Raw genomic sequence first — 21,821 nt, 5'->3', positions numbered from 1 at the left:
GCCCGGGCGGCCGCGCCCCGGGTCAGCGCGCGAGCCGCAGCGCCCGGCCCAGCCACCGGAACCGCGAGCGGTCGGGCACGTGCTCGGGCTCGTCGCGCAGCGTCAGGCAGTCCGGCAGCGTCCCGATCGCCGGCGGCCGCACGCACACCAGCGTCGCCCGCGCCCGGCGCGCGCAGTGCAGCCGCACCGACGGGCGCAGCAGCCGCGAGAACGGCCCCCGCGTCCCGTGCCCGACGACGAGGATGTCGTCCTCGCCCGCCAGCCGGACCAGCGTCGCTCCCGGCTCCCCGACCAGCGCCAGCGCGCTCATCTCCACGCCGTCCGGCGGGCCGCCGCTCACCTCGTCCAGCAGCCGGGCGACGAGCTCGGCGCCCGACCCGCGCAGCGCGTCGGTGATCCCGCAGCCGAGCTGGCCCGCCGCCGAGACGTGCGGCGGCAGCGGCGCGGAGTGGGCGACGAGCAGCGGCAGCCGGCGCAGCCGCGCCTCGCCGATCGCCCAGGAGAGCGCGCATCGTGCCCCCGAGGAGTCATCGACTCCCACGACGACGCGCGGGCCGCCCTCCGGTCTCGCGATCACGGTCCCTCCTGAAGGCAACGGACTGATGTGCACTCTAGGGTGCAGGCATACCCGTTCCGACGGAAGTGTTTCCGCTTCAGGAAAGCGGAGTTTCCGCAATCGTCACCGGCGTGTCGCCCGCGGGCCGCTCGCCGCGCCCCGCCGCGGGCCGGTCGTCGGGTGCCGCCGCGGGCCGTCCGGCGCCCGCGGGCCGGGCTCCGAAGCCGGACAGGACCGACTCCAGCAGCGGCAGCGCCGCACCCGCCCGCTTCGCGCGGATCACCACGTCCCACGCCGGCTCGAACTTCTTCCACCCGCCCGCGTAGGCGGCGTGCCGGGCCTTGCCGCGCAGCGTCGGCTTCGACGCGGCGCCCCGCGCGATGTTCCGCCACCGGTAGAAGTCCCGGTAGGCGCGCCAGTACCCGTCCTCCAGCTGCGTGGCGGTCATCCGGGCGGGCTTGAACACGACCGTACGCGTGTCGTAGCGGTCCCAATCGCGGTGAAGGATCCGTCCCGCCTTCTCCATCCGCGCGTACAGCCGCGTGCCGGGATACGGCGTCATCACGTGGAACGTCGCGGTCTCGATGCCCTGGCCGACCGCCCACTCGACCGTCCGCCCGAACACGCTCGGGTCGTCCTGGTCCATGCCGAACACGAAGCTGCCGTTCACCATGACGCCGTGGTCGTGCAGGCGCCTGATCACCTGCCCGTAGTCCCGGTCGATGTTCTGCCACTTGCGCTGCTCGGCCAGGTTGCCGGAGTTGACCGTCTCGAACCCCACGAACAGGCTCCGCAGCCCCGACTCCACGGCCTTCTCCAGCAGCCCCGGCCGAAGCACCGACTGGACCGTCCCGGCGGCCTGCCACAGCCGCCCCATCCCGCGCATCCCGTCGAACAGCGCCCCCGCGAACCGCGCGTTGCCGAACAGGTGGTCGTCCAGGAAGTACAGATGCCGGCCGGGCAGCCGGTCGATCTCGGCGAGCGCCGCGTCCACGGTCTGGGTGTAGAACGACTTGCCGCCCTCGAAGAACGCCTCCTTGTAGCAGAAGTCGCAGACGTGCGGGCAGCCGCGGGACACGACGATCGAGTTCGGCACGAGGTACCGGCGCCGGTCGATGAGGTCCCGCCGCACCGGCGGCAGCCCGGCCAGCGTCCGCTCCGAGGAGTCGTAGCGCGGCGCCGGCCGCCCCGCGCGCAGGTCGGCGAGGAAGCGCGGCCAGGTGTCCTCGCCCGGCCCGCAGAAGATCGTGTCGGCGTGCGCCGCCGCCTCGTCCGGCAGCGACGTCACGTGCAGCCCGCCGAGGCACACGTAGGCGCCCCGCGCGCGGTAGTGGTCCGCCAGCTCGTAGGCCCGCCGAGCGGACGTGATGTACACCTGGATCACCACCAGGTCGGGCTCGTCGGACAGGTCGACCTTCTGGACGTGCTCGTCGGTCAGCGTCACGTCGTCGTCCGGGTCGAGGTGGCCGGCGAGCGTGGCGAGCCCGAGCGGCGGGAAGAGCGAGTACTTGATCGGCCTGAAGAACGGCGACGACGCCTCGGTCAGGGCGGGCAGGATCATCTTCACGCGCATGCCCCCACGCTCCCGCCCGGAAAGGTGCGACCTGTGCGCCCGATGTGCCGATCTCGTGGAGGTCCGCCGGACCCCCTACCCGGAGCCGGGACCCGACGTCCACAGCCACGCCGTCGCCTTGGTCTCCTTGCAGGCCAGCCGGGCTGCTGGCGGGCGTTCGGGGCGCGGCCGGGTGAGGTCGCGGATCCCTCTGGTCGGCACTGGTGAATCCGCAGGTCGGGCGTAGGATCGGTGGAACCCGTCTGTTCTGTCGGTGGGGTCGCCTACGGTCGGGGGTGTGAGGCGGCCGTGTGAGCGCCGCCACAGTGACGCCGCCCCAGTAAAGGTGATGACCACCATGGCGAACAGCACCAAAGAGACGGACCGGGACTTTCAGGAGCTGGCCGACCCGTACCGGCGGGAGCTGCTGGCGCACTGCTACCGGATGCTCGGGTCCATCCACGACGCCGAGGACCTCGTCCAGGAGACGTACCTGCGCGCCTGGCGCTCCTACGACGGCTTCGAGGGGCGGTCGTCGCTGCGGACGTGGCTCTACCGGATCGCGACGAACGTCTGCCTCACCGCGATCGACCAGCGCGGCCACCGGCCGATGCCGTCCGGGCTGGGCGCCCCGAGCGACGAGCCGGAGCGGCCCGTGGTGGCCTCGCCGGAGGTGCCGTGGCTGGAGCCGGCGCCCGACGCGGTGCTCGGCGCGGACGCCGCCGACCCCGCCACCATCGTCGCCGCCCGCGAGAGCACCCGGCTCGCCTTCGTCGCCGCCCTCCAGCACCTGCCCGCCAAGCAGCGGGTCGTGCTGATCCTCCGGGACGTCCTGAAGTGGAAGGCGGCCGAGGCCGCCGAGCTGCTCGGCACCTCCACCGCGGCCGTCAACAGCGCGCTGCAGCGGGCGCGGGCGCAGCTGGAGGAGACGGCGCCGCTCCGCGACGAGCTGGTCGAGCCCACCGACCCGGGCCAGCGCGACCTGCTCGAACGGTACGCGAGGGCGTTCGACGACGCGGACGTGGACGCGCTGCTGGAGCTGTTCAGGAAGGACGCGGTCTGGGAGATGCCGCCGTTCCCGCAGTGGTTCGTCGGCGCGGACACGATCGTCCGGCTCATCAAGGCGCAGTGCGGGCCCGAGCCGGGGGAGCTGCGGATGGTACCGGCGTCCGCCAACGGGCAGCCCGCCTTCGGCATGTACCGGCGCGACGCGGAGGGCGTGCACCGGCCGTTCCAGCTCCAGGTGCTCGGCATCACCGGCGAGGGGGTGGCGCAGGTGTCGGCGTTCTTCGACACGTCGCTGTTCCCCGTGTTCGGCCTGCCCGAGACGCTCTGACCGCCGCCCGGGGAGGCGTAAGGCGGTCGGTGCCCGGATTCCACCGGGGAGCCCACTGGTGTCCGGTGCTGACGGTGGCCCTGATTTTCCGTTGAGTGGAAACCCGGGTGGGCTGCCGTCGCCGGCTGCTGCCAGGGTTGAGGCAGTGCGGACGGCGCAGGCGGCCCTGCCGGGATCACGGAGGGGCGGGCGCCGCCGCGCCGCGACCGGGGCGGCACCGGCGGAGCACGCCGAGGAAGGAACGAGCGCATGACGCATCCCCCGTACCTGTATCCGGGCTACAAGAGCACGGTGCTCCGCGCCCCGTCGCAGGAGCTGATCATGCCGAAGCTCGGCCCGGACAGCGTCGAGCTGGCCTCGCCGGTCTTCGGCCACCAGGAGCTCGGACGGCTGGACCACGACCTGACCGTGCAGCACTCCGGCGAGCCGCTCGGCCAGCGGATCATCGTGACCGGGCGGGTCCTGGACGGCGCGGGCCGCCCGGTGCGGAACGCGCTCGTCGAGGTCTGGCAGGCGAACTCCGCGGGCCGCTACGACCACCTCGGCGACATCCACCCCGCGCCGCTGGACCCGAACTTCACCGGCGCGGGACGGTGCCTCACCGACGACGAGGGCCGCTACCGGTTCATCACGATCAAGCCGGGCGCCTACCCGTGGGGCAACCACCACAACGCGTGGCGGCCGGCGCACATCCACTTCTCGGTGTTCGGCACCGCCTTCACTCAGCGGCTCGTTACGCAGATGTACTTCCCGGACGACCCGCTGTTCCCGTTCGACCCGATCTTCCAGTCGATCCCCGAGGAGAAGGACCGCGAGAAGCTGATCTCGCGGTTCGACATGGATCTCACCGAGCCGGAGTGGGCATTGGGGTTCCAGTGGGACATCGTGCTGGGCGACACCCCGATGGAGGCGTGATGACCGTGCCCGCGAACAGCGCATCGGCGAAGGCCACGCCTTCGCAGACCGTCGGCCCGTTCTACGGCTACGCGCTGCCGTACGAGGCCGGCCCGCGGGTCGCGCCCGCGTGGCGCCCGGACGCGATCAGCGTGCGCGGGCGGGTGCTCGACGGCGCCGGCGAGCCGGTGCCGGACGCGCTGCTGGAGATCTGGCAGGCCGACGAGAACGGGGAGATCCCGGCTCGGCCGGGCGGCATCGTCCGGGAGGGCCATGACTTCTCCGGGTTCGGGCGGTGCGGCACCGACCCGGCGGGCGGGTTCTGGTTCACCACGGTGAAGCCGGGCGCGGTCGGGGCGGGCGCGCCCTACATCGCGCTCCTGGTGTTCGCGCGTGGGCTGCTGAAGCCGGTCGCGACCCGGATCTACTTCCCGGAGGACGAGGCCGCGCACGCCGCCGACCCGCTGCTCGCGGAGGTCCCGGCGGACCGCCGCGGGACGCTCGTCGCCGAGCGGGAGGGCGACCGGACGTACCGGTTCGACGTGCGGCTGCAGGGCGAGGGGGAGACGGTCTTCCTTGCCTTCTGAGACGTCGCCGTCTCCTGGCGGGCCGTCGCCCGACGCGGGGCTGCTGTCGCCCGTGCGCGCCGGGACGGAGGCCGAGGCGGCCACGAGCGACGCCGCGTACCTCGCGGCGATGCTGGACGCCGAGGCGGCGCTGGCCCGGGCCCAGGCCCGCCTGAAGATCATTCCGGTCGCGGCGGCCGAGGCGATCACCACGGCCGCCGCGTCCTGCGGGATCGACGTGGCGGACGTGGCGCGCCGGGCCCGCGGGTCGGGGAACCCCGTCGTCCCGCTGGTCGCCGACCTGCGCGGCCTCGCCGGCGCGGCGGGCGAGCACGTCCACAAGGGCGCCACCAGCCAGGACATCGCCGACACCGGCGCGATGCTCGTCGCGGCCCGGGCCAGGCGCGCCGTCCTCGCCCATCTCGACCGGGCACTGGACGCGCTGGCCGGGACCGCGGCGCGGTACCGCGACACCCCGATGGCGGCGCGCACGCTCGGCCGACAGGCGCTGCCCACCACGTTCGGCGCGAAGGCGGCGAACTGGCTGCTCGGCTGCCTGGAGGCGCGCGAGCGGCTGGCGGCGGTCGCGCTGCCGGTCCAGCTCGGCGGCGCCGCCGGCACGCTGGACGCCTACGGCGACCGGGCGTTCGACCTCGTGGCCGCGTTCGCGGAGGAGACCGGCCTGGACGCGCCGGTCCTGCCGTGGCACACCCGCCGGACCCCCGTCGCGGACCTGGCCTCGGCGCTCGCGGTGACCGCCGGCGCCCTCGGCAAGATCGCCACCGACGTGTGGCTGCTCGCGCAGAGCGAGGTCGGCGAGGTGGCCGAGGCCGCCGGGCCCGGGCGCGGCGGCTCGTCGTCGATGCCGCACAAGCGCAACCCGGCGCTGTCGGCCCTCGTCCGCTCGGCGGCGCTGCAGGTCCCGGCGTACGCGCAGGTCGTCCTCGCCGCGCAGGCCGCGCCGCTGGAGCGCCCGGCGGGGGAGTGGCACGCCGAATGGCAGCCGCTGCGCGAGTGCCTGCGGCTGACGGGCGGCGCGGCCGAGACCGCCGCCGAGCTGGTCTGCGGCCTGGAGGTGTCGGCGGACCGGATGCGCGCGAACCTCGACGGCCTGCTGGACGTCCTCGGAGACGATCCCGGCACCGGCGCGGCCGCCGCCCTGGCCGACCGCGCCCTCGACGCGTACCGGAGGAACCGCGCATGACCCCGCACCCGGGAACCCTGCACCACGGCATCCCGCAGTACCGCCTCGACGGGCCGCCGGACGCGCCCGTCGTCGTCCTCGGCCCGTCGCTCGGCACCTCGATGGACCTGTGGCTGCCGCAGCTTCCGGCGCTCACGCGCAGGTGGCGGGTGCTGCGCTACGACCTGCCGGGGCACGGCGGCGCGCCCTCGCCGCCCGGCCCGTACACCGTCGAGGGCCTCGCCGCCGGGGTCGCCCTGCTGCTCGACCGCCTCAGGATCGTCGGGGCCGCGTACGCCGGGGTGTCGCTCGGCGGCGCCATCGGCACCGCCCTCGCGCTTCTCGACCCGGTGCGCGTCAGGAGCCTCGTCCTGTGCTGCACCTCGCCCCGCTTCGGCGACCCGGGGCCGTGGCGGGAGCGGGCGGAGCTCGTCCGCCGCGAAGGCGTGGAGCCGGTCGCCGCCACGGCCGCCGGACGCTGGTTCACGCCCGGTTTCACCGGCGCGGACCCGTACGTCGCGATGCTCCGCGCAACCGACCCGGAGGGCTACGCGGGCTGCTGCGACGCGCTCGCCTCCTTCGACGCCACCGCGACGCTCGTCAACATCGCCGCGCCGACGCTGGTGATCGCCGGCGCGGAGGACGGCCCCACCCCGCCGCGCGGGCACGCCGACCGGCTCGCCGAAGGCATCCCCGGTGCCGAGCTCGTCGTGGTCGACGGCGCCGGGCACCTCGCCAACGCCGAACGCCCCGAACCCGTCACCGAGGCGATCACCGCGCACCTGGACCGCACATGGAAGGGACGAGAATGAGCGAAGCGAACCGGTGGGGGGCCGTCCCCCCGCAGGGTGCCCGATGAGCGCGCGCCGCACCGACGAGGAACGGCACGCGGAGGGCATGCGGACGCGCCGCGAAGTGCTCGGCGACACGCACGTCGACCGCGCCGAGGCCCGCAAGGACGCCTTCACCGAGGACTTCCAGGACCTGATCACCCGGTACGCCTGGGGCGAGATCTGGACCCGCCCCGGCCTGGACCGCAGGACCCGCAGCTGCATCACGCTGACCGCCATGGTCGCGGGCGGCCACCTGGACGAGCTGGCCATGCACGTGCGCGCCGCCCTCCGCAACGGGCTGACCCCCGAGGAGATCAAGGAGGTCCTGCTGCAGACCGCGATCTATTGTGGAGTGCCCGCCGCGAACTCGGCGTTCGCCGTCGCCCAGCGGGTACTGGCCGAACAGGAGTGACCGGCGGGAGGGCCATGGCTGAGCGCGCGCGCCCGGTGAGCGTGGCGGGCAAGGTGATGGCCATCCTGAACGCCTTCGCCCAGGGCGACGTGCGCCTGAACCTGAGCGAGATCTGCCGCCGCGCCGAGCTGCCGCTGGCCACCGGGCACCGGCTGGTCGGCGAGCTGGCCGCGGGCGGGTTCCTGGAGCGGGTGCCGGACGGGACGTACCGCATCGGCACCCGGCTGTGGCGGATCGGCAGCCAGGCCCCCGCCGTCACCGGGCTGCGCGAGCTGGCACTGCCGCACATGGAGGACCTGTACGAGGCGACCCACGACAACGTGCAGCTCGCCGTGCTGCGCGATGACCGCGCCCTGGTCGTGGAGCGGCTGCGCGGGACGCGCTCGGTGCCGGTCGTGACGCAGGTCGGCGCGACGCTGCCGCTGCACACCACCGGTGTCGGGAAGGTGCTGCTGGCGTTCGCGGCGGCGGAGTACCGCAGGCGGGTGATCGACGCGGGGCTGGAGCGGTACGCGGCCCGCACGATCACGGATCCGGACGAGATGCGGCGCTGCCTGGAGCAGGTCCGCCGCTCGGGGTACGCGCTGACCCGCGACGAGATGACGCTGGGCGCCTCGTCGGTCGGCGCGCCCGTCCGCGACGGGACGGGGGAGGTGGTGGCCGCGCTGTCGCTGGTCGCGCGGACCCGCAGCGCGGACCTGCGGCGGCTGCTGCCGCCCCTGACGACGGCGGCGCGGGCGCTGTCGCGGGACGTCGCCCAGCACTGGCGCGGACACCCTGAGGTGTTTTCCACCGAGCGGAAGACCGGCGCCTGAACCTGCGGGTACGCGCGCCAGCATCACAGGGGGATCCCCCCCGAGAGAGCGATGACGAGGAGGCTCGATGCGTACCCAGGTGGCGATCATCGGCGGCGGCCCGGCGGGGCTGCTGCTGTCGCATCTGCTGCATCTGCAGGGGATCGATTCGGTGGTCCTGGAGAGCCGTGACCGCGGCTACGTGGAGCGGCGGCAGCGGGCCGGGATGCTCGAGCAGGGCACCACGGACGTGCTCCGCGAGAGCGGCGTGGGGGAGCGGCTCGACCGCGAGGGCCTCGTCCATCACGGCCTGGAGCTGCGGTTCGGCGGCGCGGGGCACCGGGTCCCGCTGACCGACCTGACGGGCCGGACCGTCACGGTCTACGCGCAGACCGAGATCGTCAAGGACCTGGTCGCCAGGCGGCTGGCGGACGGCGGCGACGTGCGCTTCGAGACCGAGGTCGTCGGCCTCGACCCGTCGGCGCCCAGCGTGACGTTCCGCGACGCCGGCGGCGGGACGCACACGCTCGACTGCGACTTCATCGCGGGCTGCGACGGGTTCCACGGCGTCAGCCGCCCGGCGGTGCCGGGGCTGCGGACGTTCTCCCGCGAGTACCCGTTCGCCTGGCTCGGCGTCCTCGCCGACGTCCCGCCGTCCACCGACGAGCTGATCTACGCCAACCACGACCGCGGGTTCGCGCTGCACAGCCTGCGCTCCCCGCAGGTCAGCCGGCTGTACCTGCAGGTGGCGCCGGACGAGGACATCGCGGACTGGTCCGACGCGCGGATCTGGGAGGAGCTCGCGGCCCGGTTCGCCACCGACGACGGCTGGAAGCTGCGCGAGGGGCCGATCACCGACAAGTCGATCACGCCGATGCGCAGCTTCGTGGCCGAGCCGATGCGGCACGACCGGCTGTTCCTCGCGGGCGACGCGGCCCACATCGTCCCGCCGACGGGCGCCAAGGGCCTGAACCTGGCGGTGTCGGACGTGATCGTGCTGGCCAGGGCGCTGACGGAGCGGTACGCGACGGGCTCGGACGCTCTGCTCGACGCGTATTCTTCGACCTGCCTGCGGCGCGTGTGGCGGGCCGAGCACTTCTCCTACTGGATGACCACGCTGCTGCACGTGGATCCGGCCGCCGACGACTTCGCCCTGCGGCTCCAGCGCTCGCACCTGGACTACGTGGCCTCCTCCGAGGCCGCGAAGGCGTCGCTTGCGGAGAACTACACGGGGCTGCCGCTCGACTAACGACGCCGCGTAGGGGCGGTGCGGGCACTGAACGGCGGACGCCGCGGATCCGTTCCCGCCCGCGATGAGATGCACATCACGCAAGCTGGCAGTGCCTGAAATTTTGCCGGACACGCAAGTTCGGTTTACCGTGAGGGCATGACCGAGACGAGCCTGCGCGAGCGCAAGAAGGTCGCGACGCGCCGGGCGCTCAGCCGCGCCGCCGCGCTCCTCGCCGTGGAGCGCGGCGTCGAGGGCGTCACCATCGAGGCGATCGCAGACGCGGCCGGGGTCTCCCCCCGCACGTTCCACAACTACTTCCCCGGCAAGGAAGAGGCGATCGTCGCGCCGCTCACCGACGGGGCGCAGGCCGTGATCGACGCCCTGCGCGCCCGCCCGGCGGGCGAGCCGATCTGGGACGCGCTGCGCGAGGTCGTCCGGGAGGCCCTGCTGCCGACCGACACCCGCGACGAGACCATCGCGCTGCTGCGCGTGGTCAAGCGGAACCCCGCGCTCGTCGGCAAGCAGCTGTGCGGGCTCGGCGAGATGCAGCGGCAGATCGCCGAGGTCATCGCCGCGCGCACCGGCACCCACGCCGGCCGCGACCTGTACCCGCACCTGCTGGCCGGCGCCGCGGGCGTCGCCATGCGCACCGCCGTCGACCTGTGGGTCGACGGGCCCGGCGGCGCCGACCTGCCCGAACTGATCGACTCGGCGTTCGCGCAGCTGCGCGCCGGGCTGCCCGGCCCGTGACCGGGCGCCTCCCGACCCCCGGCGCCGCGCCGCCGCCCAGCGGCGCCGGGTCCCCCAGCAGGGCGGCCGCACCCCCACCACCCCCCTGACCGAAGTGACAGCCCGACGGCCGGCCGCCGTGGGGCCATGTCCGCACGCCCCGTTACCGATGGGACGCTCTCTTGGCCACCTTCCTCTACCGGCTCGGCCGGTTCTCGTTCCGGCGCCGCCGGCTCGTCACGCTGCTCTGGGTGGGGCTGCTCGTGCTCTTCGGCGTCGGCGCCGCCGTGCTCAAGGGGCCCACCTCCAACGACTTCTCGATCCCGGGGACCGAGTCCCAGCAGGCGATCGACCTGCTCAAGGACCGGATGCCGCAGGCGTCGGCGGACGGCGCCACCGCCCGGGTCGTGTTCGCCGCGCCCGACGGGAGGACCGTGACCGACCCCGCCGGCAAGGCGGGCGTCGAGAAGGTCGTCGCTCGGTTGAAGGCGGCGCCGCAGGTCGCCTCCGTCGTCGACCCCTTCCAGGCGAAGGCCGTCTCGCAGGACGGCCGGATCGCCTATACGCAGGTCACCTACAAGGTGCCGGCGATCGACGTCACCGACGCCGCGCGCGACGCGCTGACCGCCGCCGCCCAGCCCGGCCGGGACGCCGGGCTCCAGGTGGAGATGGGCGGCGACGCGACCGAGGCGATGCCGGAGCAGAGCGCCACCGAGGTGATCGGCGTCGCGGTCGCCGCGGTCGTGCTGATCATCACGTTCGGGTCGCTGATCGCCGCCGGGCTGCCGCTGCTGAACGCCATCCTCGGCGTCGGCATCGCGATGGCCGGGATCACCGCGGCGACCGGGCTGTTCGAGATGAGCTCGATGACCTCGACGCTCGCGCTGATGCTCGGCCTCGCCGTCGCGATCGACTACGCGTTGTTCATCGTCTCCCGGTACCGGCACGAACTGCGCGAGGGCCGCACCGGCGAGGAGGCCGCGGGACGCGCCGTCGGCACCGCCGGGTCGGCGGTGGTGTTCGCCGGGCTGACCGTCGTCATCGCGCTGGCCGGCCTCGCCGTGGTCGACATCCCGATGCTCACCGAGATGGGGCTCGCCGCCGCGTTCGCCGTGGTCGTCGCGGTCCTGATCGCGCTGAGCCTGCTGCCCGCGCTGCTCGGCTTCGCCGGCCGCAAGGTGCTCGGCGGCTGGATCCCGTTCCTGCGCGGCGGCGTCTCCCGCCGCGGCCGCCCGCCGTTCGGCGAGCGGTGGGCCCGGTTCGTCATCCGGCGCCCGCTGCCGGTGCTCCTGCTGGCCATCGCCGGCATGGGCGTGATCGCCGTCCCGGCGCTGGATCTTCGGCTCGGCATGCCCGGCGACGAGGTCGCCTCGTCCGCCACCACGCAGCGCAAGGCGTACGACCTGCTCGACAAGGGATTCGGGCCCGGCTTCAACGGCCCGCTGATGGTCGTCGTGGACGGCGCGAACGCGCAGGCGGCCGGGCAGCGGTTCGCCGGCGAGATCAAGGCGCTGCCGGACGTCGCCGCCGTGACGCCGCCGCAGGCGAACCCGGCGGGGGACACCGCCGTCCTGACCGTCGTTCCCAAGAGCGGGCCGAGCAGCCAGCAGACCGAGGACCTCGTCTCGGCCATCCGCGGCAAGGGCGACGGGCTGAAGGCGCAGACCGGCGCGCAGGCCATGGTCACCGGCCGGACCGCCATGATGATCGACGTGTCGGCCAAGCTCAGCAGCGCCCTCGCGCCCTACCTCGGGCTCGTCGTCGGGCTCGCGTTCATCCTGCTGATGCTGGTGTTCCGGTCGCTGCTGGTCCCGCTGAAGGCCACGCTCGGATTCCTGCTCACGGTCGCGGCCACCTTCGGCGCCGTCGTCGCGGTGTTCCAGTGGGGCTGGCTGTCCGGGCTGTTCGGCGTCGAGGAGACCGGCCCGATCATGAGCATGATGCCGATCTTCATGATCGGCGTGGTGTTCGGGCTGGCCATGGACTACCAGGTCTTCCTGGTCACCCGGATGCGCGAGGAGCACGTGCACGGCGCGCCCCCGGGGGAGGCGGTGGTCACCGGCTTCCGGCACGGCGCCCGCGTCGTCACCGCCGCCGCCGTGATCATGATCGCGGTGTTCGCCGGGTTCCTCTCCTCCTCCGAGTCGATGATCAAGATGATGGGCTTCGCGCTCGCCGCCGGCGTCGCCTTCGACGCCTTCGTCGTCCGGATGACGATCGTCCCGGCGGTGATGGCGCTCGTCGGCCGGGCCGCGTGGTGGCTGCCGCGGTGGCTCGCGCGCATCCTGCCCAACGTGGACGTCGAAGGTGAGAGGCTTCGGCATCTGCTCCACGACGGGCACGGCGGCGGCGACCCCGCGCCGCGCCCCGGCGAGGGCGAGCGCGAGCTCGACCCGGCCGTGACCTGACCCAGGGCCCGGGCCGTCCCTCGCGGGGGACGGCCCGGGCCGTCCCAGCAGCCGCCGGCTCACCCGAGCGCGGCGGACCCGCCCGCCAAAGGACCTCCCATGAGCCTCCTCGAACAGCCGTCCCGGCCGGTCTCGTCGTTCGCGCGGCTGCGCAGACCGGGCGGGGCGCGGCCGGGCGGGCGGCCGAGGCCCGTCCGCGAGCTGCTGCTCATCGGGGTGCTGTTCACGGTCTACAAGCTCGGGCGGCTGCTGGCCAACGACCGGGTGGGCGAGGCGTTCGGCAACGCCCGCCGGATCTGGGACGTGGAGCGGGCCCTCGACCTGCCGAACGAGCTGCACCTCCAGCACGGGCTGCTGCACAGCCAGTTCCTGGTGCACGTGGCCAACTGCTACTACGCCTACGTCCACTTCCCCGCGATGGCGCTGTTCCTGCTCTGGATCTACCTGCGCCGGCCCGCGCACTACCGGTGGATCCGCCGGGTGCTGGTCGCGCTGACGGCCGGGGCGCTCGCGCTGCACCTGCTCGTCCCGCTGGCGCCGCCCCGGATGCTGCCCGCCACCGGCCTGATCGACACCGCCGCCCGATTCGGCCCCTCGGTGTACGGGTCGCCGCAGCACGACACCATGGCCAACCAGTACGCGGCGATGCCGTCGCTGCACATCGGCTGGGCCGCGATCATCGCGATCGGGCTCATCGTCACGTGCCGGACGCGCTGGCGGTGGCTGTGGCTGGCGCATCTCGCCGCGACCGTCGCCGTCGTCGTCAGCACCGCCAACCACTACTGGATGGACGGGATCGTCGTGCTGGCGCTGCTGGCCGTCGCCGTCCTGCTGCTGCGGCCTCCCGCGGCGGCGCTGCCCGCCGCGGGTCCGCCGCGCGCCCCCGGCAAGGCGCGCGCCCGCGGCGAGAAGCGTGCTCCCGACGAGACGCGCGTCCCTGGCGAGACGCCCTCCGCAGGCGAGGCGCGCGCGGAACCGGAGACGTCCTAGTCAGGGCGCCGCGGGCTCGGCGCCGAGGGTCTCGAGCAGCTCGACGACCGGCTGCAGCTTCTCGTACAGCAGCAGCACCGGCTCGCCGGGCCCGGCCATGTCCAGCGCCGAGGTCAGCGCCCCCTTCAGGTCGCCCGCCGGGTGGTGCAGCACGTCCGGGCGGCCCTCCCGCAGCCCCTGGACGATCAGCCGCGTCATCTCGCCGGACCGGCGGCCGCGCAGGTCCTCGTCCTCGTAGACGACGACGCGCCCGAACGCGCCGGCCACGCACCGGGCCGTCTCGGCGACGAGCTCGTCGGACCGGTCGCCGGGCAGCGTCACCGCCGCGACGCCGCCCCCGCCCCAGCGCGCCCGCGCGAACTCGCCGATCGCGGTGACCGCCGCCGGGTTGTGCGCGTAGTCGACCAGCACCGGGTTGTCGCCGACCTGGTACACGCAGCCGCGCCCGGGATTGCGGGTGTGCGGCTCGAAGGTGCGCAGCGCCTCCGCGGCGACGTCCAGGGGCACGCCCAGCGCGCGGGCGGCGGCCAGCGCGGCCAGCGCGTTCGCGACGACGTGCCCGGCGCGGCCGCCGAAGGCGCCCGCGACCTCCTCCACCGGCAGCACCGGCGTGCGGCGGCCGCCGCGCGCCTCCGTCAGCCGGCCGTTCTCGACGAAGTACCCGGCGCCGCCGCCCGCCAGGTGCCGGACCAGCACCGGGGCGTCCGCCGACATCGCGAAGAAGCACACCTCCGGGTCGCGGCGCGCCACCGCGGGACGCCCGGCGAGCCCCGCCGACGGGCCGTCCTCCGCGTTCAGCACCAGATGGCCGCCCCGGCGGATCTCCTCGGCGACGAGCGCCTTGATGTCGATCAGGTCGTCCACCGACTCGGTGGCGTCCATGCCGAGGTGGTCGCGGGTGATGTTGGTGACCACGGCGACGTCGGCGCGGTCGTAGCCGAGGCCGCGCCGGACGATCCCGCCGCGCGCCGTCTCCAGCACCGCGGCCTCCACCGACCGGTCGCCGAGCACCATCTCCGCCGACCGCGGCCCGGACGCGTCCGACCGGTGGATCAGCCGGCCGCCCACGTACACGCCCTCGGTGCTGGTCATGCCGGTGCGCACGCCGTGCAGCTCCAGCATGTGCGCGATCATCCGGACCGTGGTGGTCTTGCCGTTGGTGCCGGTCACCGACACCACCGGCACCCGCGACGGGGTCCCCGGCGGGTACATCAGGTCGATGACGTCGCCCGCCACGTCACGGGGCTCGCCCTCGTACGGGGCCAGGTGCATGCGCAGCCCGGGCGCGGCGTTCACCTCCAGGATCCCGGCGGCGCCGCGCTCGGCGGGCAGCGGCGAGCCGATGTCGGGCAGCCGCAGGTCGATGCCGCACACGTCCATCCCCACGGTCGCGGCGGCGCGCACGCACATCGCGGCGACCTCGGGGTGCACGTCGTCGGTGACGTCCCGGCTCGTCCCCCCGGTGGACAGGTTCGCGTTGCGGCGCAGCCGCACCGTCTCGCCCTCCCCGGGCACCGAGTCGGGGCCGTGGCCCTGCCGCGCCAGCAGCGCCAGCTCCGTCGCGCCCAGCGCCAGCCGGGTGAGGGGACGGTCGTGGCCCTCGCCGCGCGCGGGGTCGGCGTTGACCCGCTCCACCAGCTCCGCGACCGTGGACGTCCCGTCGCCGGTGATCCGCGCTGCGGTCAGCTCGGCCGCCGCCGCGATCCGTCCGCCGACCACCAGGACCCGGTAGTCGCGGCCCGGGATGTAGGACTCGACGAGCACCCCGGGCGCATCGGCCCGGCCGTCCCCGCCCGCCGCCGACGTGAACGCCGCCACCACCTCCGGCGGCTCCGACAGCTCGATGTGGACGCCCTCGCCCTGGTGCCCCGACAGCGGCTTGACCACCACTGGCGCGCCGATCTCCCGCAGCGCCTCCAGCGCCTCGGCCGGCGACTGCGCCACCCGGCCCTCCGGCACGGGGACGCCAGCGTCCGCCAGCATCCGGTGCGCCAGCCGCTTGTCCGCGGCGACCTCCATCCCGATCGCGGACGTGCGGTCCGTCATCGCCGCCCAGGCCAGCCGGCGGTACCGCCCGTACCCGAGCCGCAGCAGGTTCAGGCCGCCGACGCGGCGGACCGGCACGCCCCGCTCGCGGGCGGCGCGCGCCAGCGCGGCGGTGCTCACCCCGAGCCTGCCCGCCTCGTGGTCGGCGGCGATCGGGGCGAGGTCCGGGGCGGGGTCCGGCACCGTCCCGGACAGCGCCGCGGTCACCGTCCGCACCGCCAGCTCGACCAGCCTCTCCACCAGGTCCGTCTCGGCCGGCTCGTCCCGGGGGCATTCGAGGATCAGCTCGTAGTCGCCGGGGCCGCCCGCGCGGACCGTCCGGCCGAAGTACGCCTCCCGGCCGATCAGCCCGGACAGCTCCAGCGTCACGTGCTCGGTGACGTGGCCGAAATAGGTGCCGCGGTCCATCGCGTCGAGCAGCCCGCCCGGCCGCCCGGCCGAGCAGTGGTGCGAGCGCAGCCCCGGCAGCGCCGCCACCAGCCGCTCGGCGAAGCCCGGGTGGTCGGTGGTCTCGTGCCCGGTCAGGTCCTGCAGGTCCAGCCGCGCGACGGCGACCGGGCGGTTCAGATAGACGTTCGGGCCGCCGAGGCGGCGCACATGCAAGAGCCGCACGGTCACTCCTCCCCGGGCCCGCGCATCGTGCCGATCGCGGGCAGCCGGTCGTGCATCTGGAACGAGCAGCCGGCGGGCAGCAGGTGCAGGGAGACGTCGAACATCGCCATCGGCTCGTCGTCGGACGCGGCGTAGGCGACGGTCGACTGGCCCGCGTCCACAACGGTCACGACCCCCGTGCCGACCACCTGGAACTGCCCGTCGCCGACCACGATCGCGGTGTCCTCGTCGATCCCGACGCCGAGCAGCCGGGTGTCCAGGGCTATGCCGCTGAGCAGCCTCGGCAGCCGCCCCCGCTCGTTGAAATGCATGTCGATCAGCACGTTGTCCAACAGCGCCAAGCCCGGACCCACCTTCACACTGGAGGCCGCGACCTCATGGCCGTGGCCGCCGAGGATCATCCAATGCCCCATCGCGGTCGCGCCGGCGCTCGTTCCCGCGATCACGAGGCCCTCCTGCTTCAGCCGCCGCTTGAGCAGCTCGTTGGTCCGCGACCCCACCAGGGTCCGGATCCGCGACTGGTCGCCGCCGCTGAACAGCACCCCGGTCGCCGCGTCCAGCGCGCGCAGCGTCGCGGCGTCGTCGGCGGCGGCGCGGCCGAGCAGCCGCAGCTCCCGCACCGACGGCACGCCGAGCCGCCCGAACACCGCGGTGTACTCCTCGGCGACCTCCTCGGGAACCTCGGTCGCGGTCGTCACCACCACGATCCGCGCGTCCTCCGCGCCGGCCAGCTCGACGAACGTCTCCAGGGGCCCGGCCCCGCAGGTCCGGTTCTCCGCCCCGCCAATGATCAGCAGCCGGCCCTTGCGTCCGGCGTCCCCGCTTCTCTCTTTCACACCTACCGACTACCCTTGATCACTCCGGGTAGTCGCACGTTCGCGAGCTGTCATCGGAACGGTTCTCCGGCCCGCCGGCGGCAGCGGCCGCGCGCCGGGGGAGGGGCCTCCCGGAACCGCGTTCGCGCACCTGCCGGAGCATCGTCCCCGCTGTGTCATGCTGGGCGGATGAGCGGCAGCTCTGTTCCCCCGAGCGGGCCTCCCGGCCCGTCGCCCGTCCCGGCGCCGGCGCGCCGCCCGACCGGGCCCGAGGCCGCGCTCGCCGCGGCGTCCGCGCACTACCGGCGGGGAGAGCCGATCGACATGTCCGCGCTCGCCGCCGAGCTGGGCGTCGGCCGCGCCACCCTCTACCGCTGGGTCGGCAGCCGCGAGCAGCTGCTCGGCACCGTGCTGGCGGAGATGACCGAGCGCACCTACCGGGTGGCCGCGCGCGGCGTGCGGGGCACCGGCCCGGAGCGGATCCTCACGGTGCTGGACCGGTTCATGCGGGCGGTGGTGGACGCCGCGCCGCTCAAGGCGTTCACCGAGCGCGAGCCCCGGCTGTTCATCCGGCTCGCCACGATGCCCGGCACCATCGAGGACCGCGCGACCGAGCTGCTGACCCGGGAGCTGCAGCGGGAGATCGACCGCGGCGCGCTGCGGGTGCCGCTGCCGACCCGGACGCTCGCCCAGGCCGTCGTCCGCATCGCCGACTCGTTCATGTACGCGCACTACCTGGGCGGGAACCGGCCGGAGATCGAGCAGGCCCTCGAGGTGGTGGAGCTGCTGCTGCGGCCCTGCGGGCACGAGGCGGCGGCTCACGGGCACCGGCCGCGCGACGGCGAGGGAATCTCCGAGCCCGTCTGAGCGCTGGGGTTTTTAGCGGGAATGACTATTTCGTGGCATTAACCCGCCATGAGAGGCTGGAGATCATTGGACGCACTGTCGAACGAGGGACGGCCGGGCCGTGACTGACATCCCCCGCCGCGCGGTGACGCGCACCGCGAAACTGGCGACGCTCCCGCTCGGCTTCGCCGGGCGCACCGCCCTCGGTTTCGGCAAGCGGACCATCGGCCGGCCCGCCGAGGCCGTCGCGCTGGAGGTCCAGCGGCGCACCGCCGAGCAGCTGTTCTCCGTGCTCGGCGAGCTCAAGGGCGGCGCGATGAAGGTCGGGCAGCTCCTGTCGATCTTCGAGGCCGGGCTGCCCGAGGAGGTCGCCGCGCCGTTCCGCGCGAGCCTCACCCGGCTGCAGGAGGCCGCGCCGCCGATGCCGGCCGCCACCACGCACAAGGTCCTCGCCGAAGGACTCGGCGCCGACTGGCGCGACCGGTTCGCCGAGTTCGACGACCGGCCCGCCGCCGCCGCGTCCATCGGCCAGGTGCACAAGGCCGTCTGGCACGACGGGCGGACCGTCGCGGTCAAGGTCCAGTACCCGGGCGCCGCCGACGCGCTGATGAGCGACTTCAACCAGATCTCCCGGCTGAGCCGCGTGATCACGCCGCTGTTCCCGGGCGTCGAGGTCAAGCCGGTCGTCGCCGACCTGAAGCGGCGGCTGCAGAAGGAGCTCGACTACGTCGACGAGGCCCGCGCCCAGACCGCCTTCCACGACGCCTACGCGGGCGATCCCGACTTCGTCGTCCCGGCGGTCGTCGCGCAGTCCGGGAACGTGCTGGTCACCGAGTGGCTGGACGGCACGCCGCTGGCCAAGGTCATCGCCGAGGGGAGCCGGGAGGAGCGCGACCGCGCGGGCCTGCTGCTGTTCCGCTTCCTGCTGTCGGGCCCGTCCCGCTGCGAGATGATCCACATCGACCCGCACCCCGGCAACTTCCGGCTGCTGGACGACGGCCGGCTCGGCGTCATGGACTTCGGCGGCGCCGCCCGCGTCCCCGACGAGCTGCAGTGGTCGATCGGCCGGCTGCTGCGCATCGGCACGCTCGGCGACCCCGACGAGATCGTGGACGCGCTGTGGGAGGAGGGCTTCCTCGCGCCGGACGCGGAGGTCGACCCGGAGGAGGTGGCCGCGCTCGTCACCCCGCACGCCGCGCCGTTCGCCGTCGACCGGTTCCGCTACACCCGCGAATGGATGCGGGAGCAGACGGCGCGCGGCCTCGGCCTCGCCTCCGACATGCGGCCGGGCGCGCTCGCCCGCCAGTTCCGGCTGCCGCCGCAGTACCTGGCGGTGAGCCGCGCCCTGGCGGGCGGCGGCGGTGTGCTCTGCCAGCTGGAGGCGGAGGGCGACTACCGCGCCGAGGCCGAGCGCTGGCTCCCCGGTTTCGCCGACGACGACGGCCCCGACCTCAACGACGAGACCGAGGCCACCGCCTGACCCGCGAGCCCGGCCGCGCGGCCGGGCCGAACGCGCGGCGGACGCCGCGGGACGCCGGCGGGCGGAGGCCGCCGTCAGGAGAGGGCGCGGGCCTCTTCCTCCTCGACCTGGCGGTTCCAGTCGCGCTTGCTCGACTGCCAGCCGTCCTCGTCGCGGCCCCGGCGCCAGTACCCGGAGATCGACAGCCGCTCCATCGGCAGGCCGCGGTCGACGCGCAGGTGGCGGCGGAGCGCCTTGACGAAGTTGGCCTCGCCGTGGACGAACGCGTGCACGTCGCCGTCGGGGAAGTCGAGCTTCTGGACGGCCTCGACGAGCAGGTCGCCGACCTGGCCGCCGTCGCGGTGCAGCCAGACGATCTCGGTGCCGGCGGAGGCGCGGAGGTCCTGCTCCTCCTCCGACCCGGCGACCTCGACGAACACGCGGGCGGGCACCCCGTCGGGGATCCGCTCCAGCGAGGCGGCGATCGCGGGGAGCGCGCTCTCGTCCCCGACCAGGAGGTGCCAGCCGGCGTCGGGGCTGGGCGCGTAGGCGCCGCCGGGGCCGTTGAAGAAGATCTCCTCGCCCGGCCGGACGCGCGCCGCCCACGGCCCGGCGATGCCCTTGTCGCCGTGGTGCACGAAGTCGATGGTCAGCTCGACGGCCTCGGGGTCCCAGGCGCGGACGGTGTAGGTCCGGACGCTCGGCCACTGGTCGCGCGGCATCTCGGCGCGGACCCTCTCCATGTCGAACGGCTCGGGGTACTCCACGCCCGGCTGGGGGAACAGCAGCTTCACGTAGTGGTCGGTGAACGCTCCGGCGCCGAACCCGGCGAGGTCCTCGCCGCCGAGCACCACGCGGATCATGTGCGGGGTGAGGCGCTCGGTGCGCAGCACCGTCCCCCGGTTGAGCCTGCGCCCCTTGCGTACCGGTTCCGTCGCCATGCGGACCTCCGCCGATATGGATCAGTGGTAATTAGGCAACCCTAACCTCTGACGCGTCAGGATTGTTCCGCCGGACCCGGCGTGTTCTGCCGCCCGTGCCCGGCGGGACGCCGGGGGCCGACGGCCGGACGCCCGCCGGGGTACGGTCTGCGGGGCGGCTTCCTCTGCGCACGGGACGGGTGAGGCGGTTGGCGGTCAGCAGGCAGACGATGACGGACGAGCAGCGCAAGTCGGTCGCGCTGGAGTATCTCAAGGGGTTCGACAACGGCGGGGTGACGTCCGACGGCGCGCCGCTGCTGGACCTGTTCGCCGACGACGCGCAGGTCTACTTCCCGAAGTGGGGCCTCGCGACCGGCAAGGAGGCGATCGGGCGGCTGTTCGGCGACGTCGGCGCGACGATCGCGTCCATCGAGCACCACTACGCCACGTTCAACTGGGTGTTCTCCGGCGGGGACACCCTGGTGGTGGAGGGCACGAGCCACGGCGAGCACCGGGACGGGCCTTGGCGGGCGGGCGTGCCCGAGTGGGGCGCCGGGCGGTGGTGCGACGTGTTCGAGATCCGCGACTGGAAGATCCAGCGGGTGTTCATCTACCTGGATCCGGACTACGCGGGCGGCGACACGGCCCGTTATCCCTGGTTGAAGGAGTAGCCGGGGCGGCGGGGACGTGGCGGGGAGCACACGCCTCCCATATATTTCACGAGTAAATTACTTGTTAAGCTTTAGGGGTGAGCGAGAAGAGCATCGGCGCCCCGGCCGTCCGGATCCGGCCGCTTCCGCTGCGCGGCGTCCTCAAGGTCGGGAAGGCGGCCGACATCTGGCACAAGGCCGCCCTGAGCGCGCCCGTCGCGTTCGGCGTGCCCGCGCTGGTCCTGCTGGCCCTGGGCCGGCTCGACCTCGCGCTCTACACCTCCGCCGGATCGCTGTGCGCGATCTACTCGCACGGCGAGCCGTACGCCTCCCGCGCCCGCTTCATGGCGGTGATGGTCCTCGGCATGCTCGCCGGCGTCGGGATCGCGCTCGTCACCGCGGCCTCGACCGACTCCACGGCGATCCGGGTCGCGGTCGCCGCGCCGCTCGCCGCCGCCCACAAGACGCTCTGCGACGCGGCGCGCACCGGGCCGCCCGGCGGCCTCATCCTCACCTTCGTCGCGGCGAGCTGCCTGTTCGTCCCGGGCGAGCGGCTCGCGGACGTCCCGTTCCACCTGGCCCTCGGCCTCGCGGGCGGCGCGGTCGCCTGGCTGGTCACCATGGCGCCCGGACTCGTCCGGCCCGACGGCCCCGAGCGGACGGCGGTCGCCCGCGCGCTGGAGGCCGCGTCCCGCCTCGCCGGCGCGGAACCGGACGGCGCGGCGCGCGCCCGCCACGACACCGCCGCCGCGATCAACGCCGCCTGGCACACGCTGCTGCGCGCGGGCGCCCGCACCCCGGCCAGGGCCGCGAACCGGCGGCGGCTCGAACGCCTCCTCGTGCACGCCGGGACCGTCGTCGCCGGGACCCCGGACGATCCGGGCCGGCTCGCCGGCTGGGCCGCCGACCTGCGGCGCGACCGGCCCGTCCCGAGCCCGCCCGCGCGTCCCGGCGAGGACGGCGAGCTCGCGGGCATCGCCGCCGACCGC

Annotated in this window: 20 protein-coding genes and 1 pseudogene; 15 read left to right on the top strand and 6 right to left on the bottom strand. The window is 74.4% G+C overall.

Features of this window, described 5'->3' with window-relative positions; translation table 11 throughout:
• Positions 1-22: 22 nt before the first annotated feature.
• The 3 genes from amrb99_RS38405 to amrb99_RS52790 form a co-directional block, all read right to left on the bottom strand.
• Positions 23-577, bottom strand: a complete 555-nt coding sequence (locus tag amrb99_RS38405) for a universal stress protein (RefSeq protein ID WP_190865739.1) — start codon at positions 575-577, stop codon at positions 23-25.
• Between the two features lie 76 nt (positions 578-653).
• Positions 654-2,129 carry a radical SAM protein gene (locus amrb99_RS38400; protein ID WP_190865737.1) on the bottom strand — a complete coding sequence of 492 codons (1,476 nt, stop codon included), beginning with the start codon at positions 2,127-2,129 and terminating at the stop codon, positions 654-656.
• Between the two features lie 75 nt (positions 2,130-2,204).
• Positions 2,205-2,330 (bottom strand): hypothetical protein, encoded by a 126-nt coding sequence (locus amrb99_RS52790; protein ID WP_277820189.1) that lies wholly within the window; start codon positions 2,328-2,330, stop codon positions 2,205-2,207.
• 127 nt (positions 2,331-2,457) lie between these two features.
• Between amrb99_RS52790 and amrb99_RS38395 the strand changes: the two genes are divergently transcribed.
• From amrb99_RS38395 to amrb99_RS38350, 11 genes are all read left to right on the top strand, one after another.
• Positions 2,458-3,444: a sigma-70 family RNA polymerase sigma factor gene (locus amrb99_RS38395; RefSeq protein WP_190865735.1), complete on the top strand. Its 987-nt coding sequence runs from the start codon at positions 2,458-2,460 to the stop codon at positions 3,442-3,444.
• 249 nt (positions 3,445-3,693) lie between these two features.
• Positions 3,694-4,359: a protocatechuate 3,4-dioxygenase subunit beta gene (pcaH, locus tag amrb99_RS38390; protein ID WP_190865734.1), complete on the top strand. Its 666-nt coding sequence runs from the start codon at positions 3,694-3,696 to the stop codon at positions 4,357-4,359.
• Complete coding sequence (gene pcaG, locus amrb99_RS38385) at positions 4,359-4,925, top strand: protocatechuate 3,4-dioxygenase subunit alpha (RefSeq protein ID WP_190865732.1); 567 nt, start codon at positions 4,359-4,361, stop codon at positions 4,923-4,925. The genes pcaH and pcaG overlap by 1 nt, the downstream gene beginning before the upstream one ends.
• A complete protein-coding gene (gene pcaB, locus amrb99_RS38380) occupies positions 4,915-6,108 on the top strand; it encodes a 3-carboxy-cis,cis-muconate cycloisomerase (RefSeq protein WP_190865730.1) in 1,194 nt (397 codons plus the stop codon). The genes pcaG and pcaB overlap by 11 nt, the downstream gene beginning before the upstream one ends.
• Positions 6,105-6,899 carry a 3-oxoadipate enol-lactonase gene (gene pcaD / locus amrb99_RS53495; protein ID WP_347257033.1) on the top strand — a complete coding sequence of 265 codons (795 nt, stop codon included), beginning with the start codon at positions 6,105-6,107 and terminating at the stop codon, positions 6,897-6,899. Before pcaB ends, pcaD begins: the two co-directional genes overlap by 4 nt.
• A 43-nt stretch (positions 6,900-6,942) precedes the next feature.
• Positions 6,943-7,332, top strand: a complete 390-nt coding sequence (pcaC, locus tag amrb99_RS53490) for a 4-carboxymuconolactone decarboxylase (protein ID WP_347257032.1) — start codon at positions 6,943-6,945, stop codon at positions 7,330-7,332.
• 14 nt (positions 7,333-7,346) lie between these two features.
• The gene (locus tag amrb99_RS38370; RefSeq protein ID WP_190865728.1) at positions 7,347-8,147 is read left to right on the top strand and encodes an IclR family transcriptional regulator; all 801 of its coding nucleotides are present in this window, start codon (positions 7,347-7,349) and stop codon (positions 8,145-8,147) included.
• A 67-nt stretch (positions 8,148-8,214) separates the two neighbouring features.
• A complete protein-coding gene (locus amrb99_RS38365; RefSeq protein ID WP_190865726.1) occupies positions 8,215-9,375 on the top strand; it encodes a 4-hydroxybenzoate 3-monooxygenase in 1,161 nt (386 codons plus the stop codon).
• 138 nt (positions 9,376-9,513) lie between these two features.
• Positions 9,514-10,107 carry a TetR family transcriptional regulator gene (locus amrb99_RS38360; RefSeq protein ID WP_190865723.1) on the top strand — a complete coding sequence of 198 codons (594 nt, stop codon included), beginning with the start codon at positions 9,514-9,516 and terminating at the stop codon, positions 10,105-10,107.
• Between the two features lie 161 nt (positions 10,108-10,268).
• Positions 10,269-12,494, top strand: coding sequence for an MMPL family transporter (locus amrb99_RS38355; protein WP_190865721.1), 2,226 nt, complete (start codon positions 10,269-10,271; stop codon positions 12,492-12,494).
• 99 nt (positions 12,495-12,593) lie between these two features.
• On the top strand, positions 12,594-13,484 hold the full coding sequence (locus amrb99_RS38350; RefSeq protein ID WP_190865719.1) for a phosphatase PAP2 family protein: 891 nt from the start codon (positions 12,594-12,596) through the stop codon (positions 13,482-13,484).
• Here the strand turns inward: amrb99_RS38350 and cphA are convergent, their stop codons facing one another.
• Entirely contained in the window at positions 13,485-16,142 is a 2,658-nt protein-coding gene (gene cphA / locus amrb99_RS38345; RefSeq protein ID WP_190865717.1) for a cyanophycin synthetase, read from the bottom strand. It lies immediately after the preceding gene.
• 2 nt (positions 16,143-16,144) lie between these two features.
• A complete protein-coding gene (locus amrb99_RS38340; RefSeq protein ID WP_190865715.1) occupies positions 16,145-16,978 on the bottom strand; it encodes a cyanophycinase in 834 nt (277 codons plus the stop codon).
• 168 nt (positions 16,979-17,146) lie between these two features.
• Between amrb99_RS38340 and amrb99_RS38335 the strand changes: the two genes are divergently transcribed.
• Both amrb99_RS38335 and amrb99_RS38330 read left to right on the top strand, forming a co-directional pair.
• On the top strand, positions 17,147-17,824 hold the full coding sequence (locus amrb99_RS38335; RefSeq protein WP_190865713.1) for a QsdR family transcriptional regulator: 678 nt from the start codon (positions 17,147-17,149) through the stop codon (positions 17,822-17,824).
• Positions 17,825-17,924: 100 nt separating this feature from the next.
• The gene (locus tag amrb99_RS38330; RefSeq protein WP_190865711.1) at positions 17,925-19,283 is read left to right on the top strand and encodes an AarF/UbiB family protein; all 1,359 of its coding nucleotides are present in this window, start codon (positions 17,925-17,927) and stop codon (positions 19,281-19,283) included.
• Between the two features lie 74 nt (positions 19,284-19,357).
• Here the strand turns inward: amrb99_RS38330 and amrb99_RS38325 are convergent, their stop codons facing one another.
• Complete coding sequence (locus amrb99_RS38325) at positions 19,358-20,203, bottom strand: siderophore-interacting protein (protein WP_190865709.1); 846 nt, start codon at positions 20,201-20,203, stop codon at positions 19,358-19,360.
• A gap of 188 nt (positions 20,204-20,391) precedes the next feature.
• Here amrb99_RS38325 and amrb99_RS38320 point away from each other — a divergent pair, with 188 nt between their 5' ends.
• Both amrb99_RS38320 and amrb99_RS38315 read left to right on the top strand, forming a co-directional pair.
• A complete protein-coding gene (locus amrb99_RS38320) occupies positions 20,392-20,853 on the top strand; it encodes a nuclear transport factor 2 family protein (RefSeq protein WP_190865707.1) in 462 nt (153 codons plus the stop codon).
• Between the two features lie 77 nt (positions 20,854-20,930).
• A pseudogene (locus tag amrb99_RS38315) lies at positions 20,931-21,821 on the top strand (FUSC family protein); the annotation flags it as partial.

This window comes from Actinomadura sp. RB99 (assembly GCF_014706005.1).
GTDB lineage: Bacteria > Actinomycetota > Actinomycetes > Streptosporangiales > Streptosporangiaceae > Spirillospora.
Note: the sequence above shows the minus strand (reverse complement) of the source record. Positions and strands in the feature narration are given on the sequence as shown.